General features: G+C 64.9%; 13 protein-coding genes. 8 read left to right on the forward strand and 5 right to left on the reverse strand.

Going from position 1 to position 12,070, the window contains the following annotated elements; genetic code table 11:
* Positions 1 to 47: 47 nt before the first annotated feature.
* The 5 genes from KI609_RS00370 to KI609_RS00395 form a co-directional block, all read right to left on the reverse strand.
* Positions 48 to 1,172 carry an alkene reductase gene (locus KI609_RS00370; RefSeq protein ID WP_226445871.1) on the reverse strand — a complete coding sequence of 375 codons (1,125 nt, stop codon included), beginning with the start codon at positions 1,170 to 1,172 and terminating at the stop codon, positions 48 to 50.
* 420 nt (positions 1,173 to 1,592) lie between these two features.
* A complete protein-coding gene (gene gstA, locus KI609_RS00380) occupies positions 1,593 to 2,201 on the reverse strand; it encodes a glutathione transferase GstA (protein WP_226445872.1) in 609 nt (202 codons plus the stop codon).
* Between the two features lie 89 nt (positions 2,202 to 2,290).
* Positions 2,291 to 3,064: a class II aldolase/adducin family protein gene (locus KI609_RS00385; RefSeq protein ID WP_226445873.1), complete on the reverse strand. Its 774-nt coding sequence runs from the start codon at positions 3,062 to 3,064 to the stop codon at positions 2,291 to 2,293.
* A 405-nt stretch (positions 3,065 to 3,469) separates the two neighbouring features.
* Entirely contained in the window at positions 3,470 to 3,751 is a 282-nt protein-coding gene (locus tag KI609_RS00390; RefSeq protein ID WP_226445874.1) for a YkgJ family cysteine cluster protein, read from the reverse strand.
* Between the two features lie 14 nt (positions 3,752 to 3,765).
* Complete coding sequence (locus KI609_RS00395; RefSeq protein ID WP_226445875.1) at positions 3,766 to 4,374, reverse strand: NADPH-dependent FMN reductase; 609 nt, start codon at positions 4,372 to 4,374, stop codon at positions 3,766 to 3,768.
* Between the two features lie 356 nt (positions 4,375 to 4,730).
* Between KI609_RS00395 and mnmG the strand changes: the two genes are divergently transcribed.
* From mnmG to KI609_RS00435, 8 genes are all read left to right on the forward strand, one after another.
* Positions 4,731 to 6,728 carry a tRNA uridine-5-carboxymethylaminomethyl(34) synthesis enzyme MnmG gene (mnmG, locus tag KI609_RS00400; protein ID WP_226445876.1) on the forward strand — a complete coding sequence of 666 codons (1,998 nt, stop codon included), beginning with the start codon at positions 4,731 to 4,733 and terminating at the stop codon, positions 6,726 to 6,728.
* Positions 6,729 to 6,730: 2 nt separating this feature from the next.
* The gene (rsmG, locus tag KI609_RS00405) at positions 6,731 to 7,405 is read left to right on the forward strand and encodes a 16S rRNA (guanine(527)-N(7))-methyltransferase RsmG (protein ID WP_226450604.1); all 675 of its coding nucleotides are present in this window, start codon (positions 6,731 to 6,733) and stop codon (positions 7,403 to 7,405) included.
* Between the two features lie 118 nt (positions 7,406 to 7,523).
* On the forward strand, positions 7,524 to 8,138 hold the full coding sequence (locus KI609_RS00410) for a LysE family transporter (RefSeq protein WP_226445877.1): 615 nt from the start codon (positions 7,524 to 7,526) through the stop codon (positions 8,136 to 8,138).
* A 36-nt stretch (positions 8,139 to 8,174) separates the two neighbouring features.
* The gene (locus tag KI609_RS00415) at positions 8,175 to 8,987 is read left to right on the forward strand and encodes a ParA family protein (protein WP_226445878.1); all 813 of its coding nucleotides are present in this window, start codon (positions 8,175 to 8,177) and stop codon (positions 8,985 to 8,987) included.
* A 34-nt stretch (positions 8,988 to 9,021) separates the two neighbouring features.
* A complete protein-coding gene (locus KI609_RS00420) occupies positions 9,022 to 9,567 on the forward strand; it encodes an RBBP9/YdeN family alpha/beta hydrolase (RefSeq protein ID WP_226445879.1) in 546 nt (181 codons plus the stop codon).
* A complete protein-coding gene (locus KI609_RS00425; RefSeq protein WP_226445880.1) occupies positions 9,564 to 9,836 on the forward strand; it encodes a hypothetical protein in 273 nt (90 codons plus the stop codon). Before KI609_RS00420 ends, KI609_RS00425 begins: the two co-directional genes overlap by 4 nt.
* Before the next feature lie 11 nt (positions 9,837 to 9,847).
* Positions 9,848 to 10,771 (forward strand): ParB/RepB/Spo0J family partition protein, encoded by a 924-nt coding sequence (locus tag KI609_RS00430; RefSeq protein WP_226445881.1) that lies wholly within the window; start codon positions 9,848 to 9,850, stop codon positions 10,769 to 10,771.
* Positions 10,772 to 11,163: 392 nt separating this feature from the next.
* A complete protein-coding gene (locus KI609_RS00435) occupies positions 11,164 to 11,892 on the forward strand; it encodes a class I SAM-dependent methyltransferase (protein ID WP_226445882.1) in 729 nt (242 codons plus the stop codon).
* Positions 11,893 to 12,070 lie beyond the last annotated feature (178 nt).

Consider the following 12,070-nt stretch of genomic DNA (forward strand, 5'->3'; position numbering starts at 1 on the left):
CTGTGCGCTGCTTTGCACGGCCCTGATGCGAAGGCAGTGCCTGCCCGTTACTTGGATGCTTTCAGCTTAGGGTAGTCGATGTAGCCCTTAGCGCCACCACCGTAGAAGGTGCTCTGGTCCCACTCGTTCAGGGGGGCCTTGCTACGCAGTCGTTCGACGAGGTCGGGGTTGGCGATGTAGAGCTTGCCAAACGCCACGATGTCTGCCGAGCCATCCGCCACTGCCTTTTCAGCCATTGCGCCGTCGTAGGCGTTGTTGACCATCCACGCACCCTTGCCACCGGCTGTGCGGTAGGCGGCCTTGAGCGCGGCATAGTCAAAGGGGCGGTCAGGCAGTTCGCGGGGGCCGCCGGTGGCGCCTTCGATGATGTGGATGTAAGCCAGGCCCATGGTGGCGAGCTGGCGCACCACGTGGTCGAACAGGGGCTGCGGGTCTTCGTCCACGATGTCGTTGGCGGGCGTGACGGGCGACAGGCGAATGCCCACCTTGCCATGGCCCACGGCGTCGGCGACGGCACGGGTCACCTCCAGCAACAGGCGCGCGCGATTGACGATGCTGCCGCCGTAGTCGTCGGTGCGTTGGTTGGCGCCGGTTTTCAGGAACTGGTCGAGCAGATAGCCGTTGGCTCCGTGGATTTCTACGCCGTCAAAGTCGGCTGTTTCCACGGCGTTGCGCGCCGCAGCAGCAAAGGCGTGCACGATGCCTGGCAGCTCGGACGCGTCAAGCGCGCGGGGGTGCGATGTGGGCACAAAACTGCCCTTGCCCGTGGCACGGTCGATCAGATAGGTTTTGGACTTGGCAATGACGGCCGAGGGCGCCACGGGTGCGCCGTTGTCGGGTTGCAGATCCGTGTGCGAGATGCGGCCCACGTGCCACAGCTGCGTCACGATCTTGCCGCCCGCCTCATGCACGGCCGCCGTCACCTTTTTCCAAGCATCGAGTTGCTCGGTGCCATACAGGCCCGGCACGTCGGCATAGCCCTGGCCTTGGTGGCTGATGGCGGTGGCTTCGGTGATGAGCAGGCCGGCGCTGGCGCGCTGCGCATAGTAGGTGGCGGTGATGTCTGCGGGCACGGCGTCGGGGGCCCGGTTGCGCGTGAGCGGTGCCATGGCAATGCGGTTGGCCAGATGCAGGTCGCCGACCTGGATGGGATCGAAAAGGGAGGTGGACATGCGGAGTTTCTTTCTTTCGTGCAGTGGCTGCAGGGGGCTGAACAGACAGTAAGTAAGAACGTGAACAGGTTCTTAAGCCTATTCGCAAACGCCTCGGCTTGCAGTGGGCGCGTGTAACAAAGGTCAAGGGATTTGTGCTATCGCAAGGTTCGCAGGGCAGCGCAGGGCGCTTGGCGTGCGGGTAAGCAGGCGAACGGTGATGTGTTGGCCGGTGGCAATGAACACGGCCGACGCATTGGGCTATCTGCTCGGGGTCCTGGTCACGCCGTGGCGGCTGCGGCGTGTGGCGCACGGGGTGGTGTTGTTGACCGGTGCGGTGATGGCTACGGTCTTCATGGGCCTGAGCGGGTTTTCACCCAGGCCGCGCCGTTGCTTGTGCAGCGCTTGCTGGCGGGCGGTGCCAGCATACGCTGTAGCGGCTTATTTCAGCAGGCCTTCGGCTTTCATCGCCGCTTGCACGGCGGGCCGAGCGCCCACGCGGTCGCGGTATGCCGCCAGATTTGCCAGCCCGGAGATGTCCAGGTTGGTGGGCTGGGTCCAGTTGGTCACGGTAAACAGATAACCGTCGGCCACGGTGAACTGGTCGCCCATCAGGTATTGTTTGGCGGCGAGCTGGCTATCCACCCACTGCAGGCGCTGCAACAGCCGCTCGCGCACCATGGGCTTGTATTCCTCAGGGGTTGCGGGGTTGAACAGGGGGCTGAAGCCCTTGTGCAGCTCGGTGCCGATGAAGGTGAGCCACTCCTGCAGGCGGTAGCGCTGCAGCGAGCCGTTTTGCGGTGCCAGCATCTTCAGCGGCACCTGGTCGGCGATGTATTGCACGATGGCCGGGCCTTCACGCAGGCGGGTGCCGTCGTCCAGCTCCAGCACGGGCACGTAGCCCAGCGGGTTGATGCCGTAGTAGTCGGTGCCGTCCTGCAGCTTGTGGCTCTTGGTGCTGGCCAGCACGGGGGTGAAGGCCAGGCCGGCTTCGTGCAGCGCAATGTGCGGGGACAGGGAGCAGGCGCCAGGCGAGTAGTACAGCTTCATGGGGGTCCTTCAGAAAAGATGGAAAAGCGCATCCTATGCGTTGCCGTGCTTCTCTGCAGGCCGCCGCCATTTGCCCTTGGGGCACATCGTCAGCGGTCGAAACCAGGCGCGTCGCGCTGGGCCTTGCGCAGCAGTGCGGGCCACGCGAATGCACCGCCCAGGCCGCCCGTCTGCACCCGCATGGCCTGGGCCACGCCGCTCACGATCTGCGGGTTCACTTGCGTCAGCTTGCCGCCCGCCTGCGCGTCGATCTGGATGCGGCAGGTGTTCTCGAAGGTGTACATCGACAGGAACGCGTCGGCAATCGTCTTGCCCACCGTCAGCAGCCCGTGGTTGCGCAGCATGAGGAAGTTGGCCTGGCCCAGATCGGCCTGCAAGCGTGGCTTTTCTTCGTCGCGAAAGGCCACGCCCTCGTACGCGTGGTACGCCAGCGAGCCCAGCACAAAGGTGCTTTGCTGGCTGATGGGCAGCACGCCGCCCTTTTGCGCACTCACGGCCACGCCTGCGCGCGTGTGCGTGTGCAGCACGCAGCCCGCCTCGGGCCGGGCCTCGTGCACGGCGCTGTGGATGACGAAGCCGGCGGGGTTCACGGGGAAGGGCGAGTCGTGCAGCTTGTTGCACGCCATGTCCACCTTGATCAGGCTGGACGCCGTGATCTCGTCGAACATGAGGCCGTAGGGGTTGATGAGGAAATGGTGCTGATCCTTGCCCGACACCGATTCGGGCAGCTTGGCGCTGATGTGCGTGAAGACCAGGTCGCTCCAGCCGTACAGAGCCACCAGCCGGTAGCAGGCGGCCAGGTCGCAGCGCAGCTGCCATTCTTCGGGGCTGACGCTGGCCTGTAGCGAGGGGATGTTGAGCATGGGGGTTGTCTCCAAGGTTGTAGGGGTGAGAGACACCACTGTAGGCCGGTGCGGCGCTGGCAGCTGTCAGGCAGGCTACACAGGCGGCGCCCGGTAAGCCGTGGAGGGTTGCAATCAAATTCATAGCTGCTGGCGCTTGATGGATAAGCGCTAGAGCCATTTTTTATAGAAAATTGAAGACTCAGGAGATGGTGGTATGCGCAATCTTGGGGCGACCCAGGTGGACCGCAGCGATCTGCAGGTGCTGCCCATGCCGACACTCGGAGCGTCGTCTTGCGCCGAGACCCTCAATGCGCTGAACCAAATGGGTGAGCGGGGCCATGGCACATTCGGCCATTTTCTAGAGGATGCGCTGTACCCATGGGTGGATTCGGCTGGGCTGCCGCTGTGGTGCCGTCGCGGCAGCTACGCCTGCGATGCCGCTTCTGATGCGCGCGGCTTGGTCAGTTGTTCCAGCCGTGTCAGATACACCAGGGCCTGCTCATTGCTTGCGCCACACATCTCGGCGGAGGGCATCAGCCCCCCGCACACCGCCGGGCGCTCCGGCTGGCCAAAGATGCGGCAGCGTGCATCGTCCTCCAGTTGAATGCAACGCACCCCCGCAGGCTTGCCTTGCGGCATGCCGGGGATGGGCGAGCTGATGGAGGGGGCGGTGCAGCAGGCGCCGCAGCCGGGGCGGCAGTTCATGGGTGGGGTCCGCCTTATTGGCCAGTGGTTGGCTGCAGGCGGTTGGCTGCCCACAGCACCTGGTCCACCACGGCGCGCACGCGGTCGCGGTGGGTTTGCTGGATGAGGGCGCCGCTGTCGTCAAACGCGCTACCGGCCGACCCCAGCGCAAACGCCTTGGGCGCCAGCCAACATTCGGCATTGATGAGCAAAGGGGCCAGGTGGCTTTGTGAGCGCAGACCGCCCAGGGCGCCCGGCGAGGCGCTGAGCATGCCCACTACCTTGCCGCGAAAGCTCTTGCCGCCGTCCTCCCAGTCGGGGTTGCCCTTGACGGGGCTGGAGGCCCAGTCGATGGTGTTCTTGAGCAGGGCGGTGTAGCTGCCGTTGTATTCGGGCGAACAGATGACCCAGGCGGGGTGCTGCCACAAAATCTCTTTGAGTCGGATCACGTCGGCCGGTGTGCCCTGGGCCTCGAGGTCGGCGTTGTATAGCGGGATGTCGAAGTCCGACAGCTCCAGCAGCGTGACCGTGGCACCGGCATCGCGCGCGATGGCCGCAGTGGCGTGGGCCAGTTTGCGGTTGAAGGATTGATGGCGGGTGCTGCCCGCGAAGATGAGCAGAGAGGGGTGTGTGGGATGGGACATGCCCGCGATTGAATCACAGGCCCGGGGCAGGATTCCTGCGCGCCTGCCAAGCCCTTGGCATCGCACCCGGTATCCCTGCCGTGGGGCGGGGGGTGTGTTTCACGTGAAACACGCAGGCGCCACAGAGTGCACTGAGGGCGGGTGTTCAGTGAAGCCCGCAGGGTCGCTGGCTGTGGAAACAGACACATTCCACACAAAGTGGGAAAATCGCGGGTTGCCCCGCCGGGGCTGGTCGCTGCGTGGCGACTGGTCTGGGTGGGGACGGTGTGCCGTCGCCCCGCTCTGTGAGTGGGCAGGGGCCGTGGGCGCACCGGACATTTTCACTATCGGGCCCGCCGGGCCCCGGAGCGCTCCCCATGTTGTACCCCCAGGAATTTGATGTGATCGTTGTCGGCGGTGGCCATGCTGGCACCGAGGCCGCGTTGGCTGCCGCGCGCATGGGCAGCAAAACGCTGCTGCTGACCCACAACATCGAGACGCTGGGGCAGATGAGCTGCAACCCCAGCATTGGCGGCATCGGCAAGGGCCACTTGGTCAAAGAGGTGGACGCGCTGGGCGGTGCCATGGCGCTGGCCACCGACGAGGGTGGCATCCAGTTCCGCATTCTCAACAGCAGCAAGGGCCCTGCGGTGCGCGCCACGCGGGCCCAGGCCGACCGTATTCTGTACAAGGCCGCCATCCGCCGCATGCTGGAGAACCAGCCCAACCTGTGGCTGTTTCAGCAGGCGGTGGACGATTTGATGGTCGAGGGCGACCGGGTGGTGGGCGCGGTGACGCAGGTGGGCATTCAGTTTCGCAGCCGCACCGTGGTGCTCACAGCCGGCACTTTTCTGGACGGCAAGATCCATGTGGGCCTGAACAACTACGCCGCTGGCCGCGCCGGAGACCCGCCTGCGGTGTCGCTGTCGGCACGCCTCAAAGAACTGAAGCTGCCCCAGGGCCGCCTGAAGACCGGCACGCCGCCGCGCCTGGATGGCCGCAGCATCGACTTCTCCAAATGCACCGAGCAGCCCGGCGACGGTATGCCGGGTGGGGTGAACGAGGGTACGGTGCCGGTGTTCAGCTTCATGGCACGTGCACACGGTGGGGCTGCCATGCACCCGCGCCAGATGCCCTGCTGGGTTACTCATACCAACGAGCGCACGCACGAGATCATCCGCAGCGGCTTCGACCGCAGCCCCATGTTCACGGGCAAGATCGAGGGCGTGGGCCCGCGTTATTGCCCCAGCGTGGAAGACAAGATCAACCGCTTTGCCGACAAGGACAGCCACCAGATCTTTCTGGAGCCCGAAGGCCTGACCACGCATGAGTTCTACCCCAACGGCATCAGCACCAGCCTGCCGTTCGACATCCAGTACGCGCTGGTGCGTAGCATGCCCGGGCTGGAGAACGCGCACATCCTGCGCCCCGGCTATGCCATCGAATACGACTACTTCGACCCGCGCTCGCTCAAGAGTAGCTTTGAAACGCGGCAGATCCAGGGCTTGTTCTTTGCTGGGCAGATCAACGGCACCACGGGCTACGAAGAGGCGGCGGCCCAGGGCCTGTTCGCTGGTATCAATGCCGCGCTGCAATGCCGTGGTGAGGCAGCTTGGCTGCCCGGTCGCGACGAGGCCTACCTGGGGGTTCTGGTGGACGATCTGATCACCAAAGGCGTGACCGAGCCCTATCGCATGTTCACCAGCCGGGCCGAGTTCCGCCTGCAGCTGCGTGAGGACAATGCCGACATGCGGCTGACCGAAGCAGGGCGGGGCATGGGCCTGGTGGATGATGCGCGCTGGGATTCTTTTAGCCGCAAGCGCGACGCTGTTTCACGTGAAACAGAGCGCCTGAAGGCCACCTGGGTGAACCCGCGCAACCTGCCTGCGGCGGAGTCCGAGCGGGTGCTGGGTAAAAGCATCGATCACGAATACAACCTGTTCGAGCTGCTGCGGCGCCCGGATGTGAACTACGCCACCCTGATGTCGATGGATGGAGGCAAGTACGCATCCAACGATGTTTCACGTGAAACCCTGGGTGATCTGACGGAACCCGTGTTAGAGCAGGTAGAGATCGCTGCCAAATACGCAGGCTATATCGACCGCCAGAAGGGTGAGGTGGAGCGTGCGGCACATTTTGAGAAGCTGCGCCTGCCGCCTGATCTGGACTACATGCAGGTGACCGCCTTGAGCATCGAGGCGCGCCAGGTGCTCAGTCGCCACCGGCCGGAAACACTGGGCCATGCGTCGCGCATCACAGGCATCACTCCGGCGTCGATTTCGCTCCTGATGGTGCATTTGAAGAAGGGTGGGTTCAAGGACTTGGCCGTGGCCCCGGCAACGCCCGCCAAGGCAGAAGGTGAAGTGGCGGCATGACGATGGTGGTGAACAACAACGACAGCCTGCGCCGGCAACTGCAGGCCGGGGCGGATGTCTTGGCGTTGGACCTGAGCGATGCCGAGATCACGCAGTTGATGGACTTCCTGGCCCTGCTGCAGAAATGGAACAAGGTCTACAACCTGACCGCTGTGCGTGACCCGCAGGAGATGATGACGCACCACCTGCTCGACAGCCTGGCTGCCGTGGCACCGCTGCGCCGCCATGTCGCAACGTTGGTGGGGGAGGGCAAGAGTGTTGTACGCTTGCTCGACGTCGGCTCTGGCGGCGGTCTGCCCGGTGTGGTGTTTGCCATCTGCTGCCCGGGTGTGGACGTGAGCTGTGTGGATACGGTGGGCAAGAAGGCAGCCTTCATCCAACAGGCAGCGGTGGCGCTGAAGCTGCGCAACCTGCATGGTGTGCACGCACGGGTTGAGACGCTGACCACACCGTTCGACATCATCAGTTGCCGCGCGTTTGCCTCGCTGCCCGATTTTGTCACCTGGTCGCGCAGTGCGCTCGCCGCGCCACATGGTGTCTGGCTGGCCATGAAGGGCAAACACCCCGAGGACGAAATCGCGGCGCTGCCCGCCGATGTGGCGGTGTTTCACGTGGAACAGCTCACCGTGCCGGGCCTGGATGCGGAGCGCTGCATCATCTGGATGAAGCCCGCCTGACCATCTTGGCCGCCGGGCGCTGACTTTTCAGCGGCCGGGGCAGGGTGGTCGCGTAAACTCGGCTCCTCACTTCGGGTGCATCCATTCTGTGCACCCATCCAGCACACCGGGAGAGATCATGTTAGGCATCGCAGACTACGGCGCCTTTGTCGCCGCCATTGTGTTGTTCCTGCTCATTCCAGGCCCCGGCAATCTGGCGCTCATCACCTCCACCAGCAAGGGCGGCATTCGCGGCGGCATGGCGGCCACCATGGGCGTGATTGCGGGCGACCAGGTGCTGATGTGGGCGGCAGTGGCCGGTGTGGCTGCGTTGCTGGCCACCTACCCGACGGCCTTCCATTCGGTGCAGTGGCTGGGCGCGACCTACCTGGCCTGGCTGGGCTTCAAGATGCTCATCGCCAAGCCAGGGGCACAACCCATTCTCAACATCCAGCCGCGCCACTATTTCAAGCAGGCGGGGCTCATCACCTTGCTCAACCCCAAGGCCATCGTGTTTTACATGGCTTTCTTCCCGCTGTTTGTGGACCCGGCGCGGCACCAGGGCATGCTGACCTTTGGTGTGATGGCAGCGACGGTGGCGGTGCTGACGTTTTTCTACGGCCTGACCGCCGTGCTGCTCACGCACCACCTGGCCGAGCGCATGCGCGCCAACCCGCGCATCGGCCGCGCGCTGGAGAAAGTGGCCGGCATCTTTCTGATCGGCTTTGGCATCAAGCTGGCCATTTCCAAATAAAACAACAACGACAACCACACGGACTGCACATTCCCCATGGCCAAAATTTTCTGCGTTGCCAACCAAAAGGGTGGCGTCGGCAAGACGACCACCACCGTCAACCTCGCCGCCGGCCTGGCCAAGATCGGCCAGCGCGTGCTGATGGTGGACCTGGACCCGCAGGGCAACGCCACCATGGGCTCGGGCGTGGACAAGCGCAGCCTTGACCTCACGGTGTACGACGTGCTGCTCGAATCCGCCTCGGTCAAAGAGGCGGCCGTGCTGTCGGACAAATGTGGCTATTGGGTGCTGGGCGCCAACCGCGAACTGGCGGGCGCCGAGGTGGAACTGGTGGCATTGGAGCACCGCGAAAAACGCCTGAAGGCCGCGCTGGCCGAGGCCGATGGCGACTATGACTTTGTGCTCATCGACTGCCCGCCGTCTTTAAGCATGCTCACCCTCAACGGCCTGTGCAGCGCGCACGGCGTGATCGTGCCCATGCAGTGCGAATACTTCGCGCTCGAAGGCCTGACCGACCTGGTCAACACCATCAAGCAGGTGCACGCCAACCTCAACGCCGACCTGCAGATCATCGGCCTGCTGCGCGTGATGTTCGACCCGCGCATCACCCTGCAGCAACAGGTCAGCGACCAGCTCAAGGGCCACTTTGGCGAGAAGGTGTTCAACAGCGTGATCCCCCGCAACGTCCGCCTGGCCGAGGCGCCCAGCTACGGGCTGCCCGGTGTGGTGTTCGACCCGGCCGCCAAGGGCAGCCAGGCCTTTGTGGAGTTTGCGCAAGAAATGGTCGAGCGCGTGCAGAACATGCCTGCAGCGACAACTTCTATAGCCAAAACGGCACCTGACGCTTGATGGGTAAGCGCTAGTAGCTATCAAATTAGTAGTAATGAAAGCCGCCAACATCCTGCTGCTGCCCGGCTGGCAGAACTCCGGGCCCGACCACTGGCAAAGCCGCTGGGAGGCTGCGCACGGCTACCAGCGCGTGGAGCAGCACGACTGGATGCGCCCGCTGCGCGGCGACTGGTCGGCGCGGCTGGAAGAAACAGTGGTCGATGCCGATGGCCCCGTGCTGCTGGTGGCGCACAGCCTGGGCTGCATCCTCACCGCGTGGTGGGCGGCGCACTCGGCCAGTGCACACCGCGTGGTGGGTGTGCTGCTGGTGGCGCCGGGCGATGTGGAGCGACCCGACATTGCAGCGCAAATTCATGGTTGGGCGCCCATAGCGCGTCAGCCGCTGCCGTTCCCTGCCGTGCTGGTCGGCAGCCGCAACGACCCGTATTGCAGCTTCGAGCGCGCACAAGGTCTGGCGCAGGCCTGGGGCGCCCGCTTTATCGACTACGGTGCGCGCGGCCACATCAATGCCGAGTCGGGCCTGGGCGCCTGGGACGAAGGCCATGCCTGGCTGCGCGACCTGGCGAGCGACGCCGCATGAAGATGCGGGCCTTCTGGCGCACGCCTGCGCCGGCTCAGCAGCCGGGTTCGCCAAAAACGCCGGACGTACCGCCTGCGCGAAGGCGGGATCCTGCGTGGATCGAAGTGCCGCTCACCGTGCTGTCCTGGTTCCTGCCGGGCAGTGCCGTGGTGGTGGCGGCCATCGGCCAGTTCGCGCTGGCCCTGGTGCTGCTGGCCGTGGCCGCCGGTGTCTGGCTGCGCTTATGGCGGGGCCGCAAGCGTTGGCGCAACCGCACAAACACCTCTTAGGAAAAATCACCATGGTTACCAAAAAACCCAAGGGCCTCGGCCGCGGCCTGGAAGCCCTGCTGGGCCCCAAGGTCGAAGAAAAAGTGGAACAGGCCCAGGCGGCCGAAGCCGGGCTGCCCAGCAGCCTGCCGCTGAGCGAGCTGGTGCCCGGTGTCTACCAGCCCCGCACGCGCATGGACGAGGGTGCGCTGTACGAGCTGGCCGAGTCCATCAAGGCCCAGGGCATCATGCAACCCATCCTGGTGCGGCGCCTCACGGGTGGGGACAACGCGGGCAAGTACGAAATCATCGCGGGCGAGCGGCGCTTTCGGGCCTCGCGCCTGGCGGGCCTGGCCGAGGTGCCGGTGCTGGTGCGCGATGTGCCCGACGAGTCGGCAGCCGCCATGGCGCTCATCGAAAACATCCAGCGCGAAGACCTCAACCCGCTGGAAGAAGCCCACGGCCTGCAGCGCCTGGTCAAGGAGTTTGGCCTCACGCACGAGCTGGCCGCGCAGGCCGTGGGCCGCTCGCGCAGCGCGGCCAGCAACCTGCTGCGCCTGTTGAACCTGGCCGAGCCGGTGCAGACCATGCTGATGGCGGGCGACATCGACATGGGCCATGCGCGCGCGCTGCTGTCGCTGGACCGCGCCGCGCAGATCACGGCGGGCAACCAGATCGCTGCTAAGAAGCTGTCGGTGCGCGAGGCCGAGGCCCTGGTCAAGAAGATCGGCGCCGAATTCAGCCTGGTGCCGCAAAAGCCCCAGAAGGAAAAGTCGCGCGACTTGAAGCGGGTGGAAGAAGAACTCTCGGACCTGCTCATGGCCGAGGTCGAGGTGCGCGTGAAAAAGCGCGTCAAGCGCCATGGCCGGGTGGAGGACATGGGCGAGCTGGCGATCCAGTTCGGGTCGCTCGAAGCGCTCAACGGCTTGATTGATCGGTTGCGCGGCAGCACCTGACAAGCCAGCTGCAAGGTGGAATCCGGCGGCCACTGCGGGCTTGCGGCCCGCGCGCCGACAGGTTGCAGCCTTCACGCAACAGAAACCTGTGAAATAGCGCACGAAACGTGTTTCCTTGCGTAACTTGCGCAGGCAAAATGCGTCGGCGCGGGCCCTACACTGCGCTGCGTTCGACACTCCCGGCTTGTTCGCAAGGCTTGTTCAGGGCAGCAGCGCTGCCCTGTGGCCCACGGAGGTTCCCGGGTGATCGATGTCTCTTTTGCCGCACACCGACATGACCCCGTTGAGCCCTGTTCCCTTCTTCTTCTTCTTTGCACGCCAGATCCGCGCTGTGGGCGGCCTGCCGCGCGGCGTGCTCACTTGCTAGGGCACCGGTTTCCATGACGCTACGCATGCCCTGGCCCCTGCCCGCATTGATGGTGTGGGCGTGCGCGTGGCTGCTCTTTGTGGCGCTGCAGCGCTCGGTGTCCCCGGTGGCGGCGTTGGTGGCTGCCAGCGCGTTGGGCACGGCGGCCAGCCTGTTGGGCGGCAGCTGGTGGCGGCGGGGGTTGATTGCCGCAGGTTTTCCGCTGTCGCTGGCGCTGCTGGGCACCGCCAGCCTGCCCACCTGGGCCTGGCTGGTGCCCTTGCTGCTGCTGTTGCTGGTGTATCCCCTGAACGCCTGGCGCGATGCACCCCTGTTTCCTACGCCACGCTATGCGCTGCGCGCCCTTCCGGCGCAGGCGCCACTGCCTTTGGGGGCCCGTGTGCTGGATGCCGGCTGTGGCCTGGGCGATGGACTGAAGGCGCTGCGCCATGCCTACCCCGCTGCCGAGCTGGACGGGTTGGAGTGGAGCTGGCCGCTGCGGTTGCTGTGTGCGTTGTTGTGCCCTTGGGCCCATGTGCGCCGGGCGGACATGTGGAAAGTGCACTGGAGCCCGTACCGCATGGTCTACCTGTTTCAGCGCCCCGAGAGCATGGCGCGCGCCGCCGCCAAGGCCGAGGCCGAACTCGCACCTGGCGCGTGGCTGGTGAGCCTGGAGTTCGCCGTGCCTGGCGTGCTGCCCTGTGCCCAGTTGCGCGCCCCAGGGGGGCGGGTGGTGTGGCTCTATCGCATGCCGCTCCATCGGCTGGAGAACTGACATGCGGGGGGCTCCTTAGATCGATCGTGAACACGTTCTTATGGTCGGTTTGATCGATGCATGCCGGGCGAGGGCGTTACAGAAAAGATACAAGCTTTTGCTACATTGCGAGGCTGGCTACAAACCCATACAAAACAACCAAGAAACTCACAGCCAGAGGGGGTCATACACAGTACGT

The sequence above is a fragment of the Acidovorax radicis genome, from assembly GCF_020510705.1.
Taxonomy (GTDB): Bacteria; Pseudomonadota; Gammaproteobacteria; order Burkholderiales; family Burkholderiaceae_C; genus Acidovorax; species Acidovorax radicis_A.

Coding starts and splice junctions, on each gene's coding strand:
- KI609_RS00370 (WP_226445871.1), bottom strand. CDS start 1,172: ATGTCCACCTCCCTTTTCGATCCCATCCAGGTCGGCGACCTGCATCTG.
- gstA (WP_226445872.1), bottom strand. CDS start 2,201: ATGAAGCTGTACTACTCGCCTGGCGCCTGCTCCCTGTCCCCGCACATT.
- KI609_RS00385 (WP_226445873.1), bottom strand. CDS start 3,064: ATGCTCAACATCCCCTCGCTACAGGCCAGCGTCAGCCCCGAAGAATGG.
- KI609_RS00390 (WP_226445874.1), bottom strand. CDS start 3,751: ATGAACTGCCGCCCCGGCTGCGGCGCCTGCTGCACCGCCCCCTCCATC.
- KI609_RS00395 (WP_226445875.1), bottom strand. CDS start 4,374: ATGTCCCATCCCACACACCCCTCTCTGCTCATCTTCGCGGGCAGCACC.
- mnmG (WP_226445876.1), top strand. CDS start 4,731: ATGTTGTACCCCCAGGAATTTGATGTGATCGTTGTCGGCGGTGGCCAT.
- rsmG (WP_226450604.1), top strand. CDS start 6,731: ATGGTGGTGAACAACAACGACAGCCTGCGCCGGCAACTGCAGGCCGGG.
- KI609_RS00410 (WP_226445877.1), top strand. CDS start 7,524: ATGTTAGGCATCGCAGACTACGGCGCCTTTGTCGCCGCCATTGTGTTG.
- KI609_RS00415 (WP_226445878.1), top strand. CDS start 8,175: ATGGCCAAAATTTTCTGCGTTGCCAACCAAAAGGGTGGCGTCGGCAAG.
- KI609_RS00420 (WP_226445879.1), top strand. CDS start 9,022: ATGAAAGCCGCCAACATCCTGCTGCTGCCCGGCTGGCAGAACTCCGGG.
- KI609_RS00425 (WP_226445880.1), top strand. CDS start 9,564: ATGAAGATGCGGGCCTTCTGGCGCACGCCTGCGCCGGCTCAGCAGCCG.
- KI609_RS00430 (WP_226445881.1), top strand. CDS start 9,848: ATGGTTACCAAAAAACCCAAGGGCCTCGGCCGCGGCCTGGAAGCCCTG.
- KI609_RS00435 (WP_226445882.1), top strand. CDS start 11,164: ATGCCCTGGCCCCTGCCCGCATTGATGGTGTGGGCGTGCGCGTGGCTG.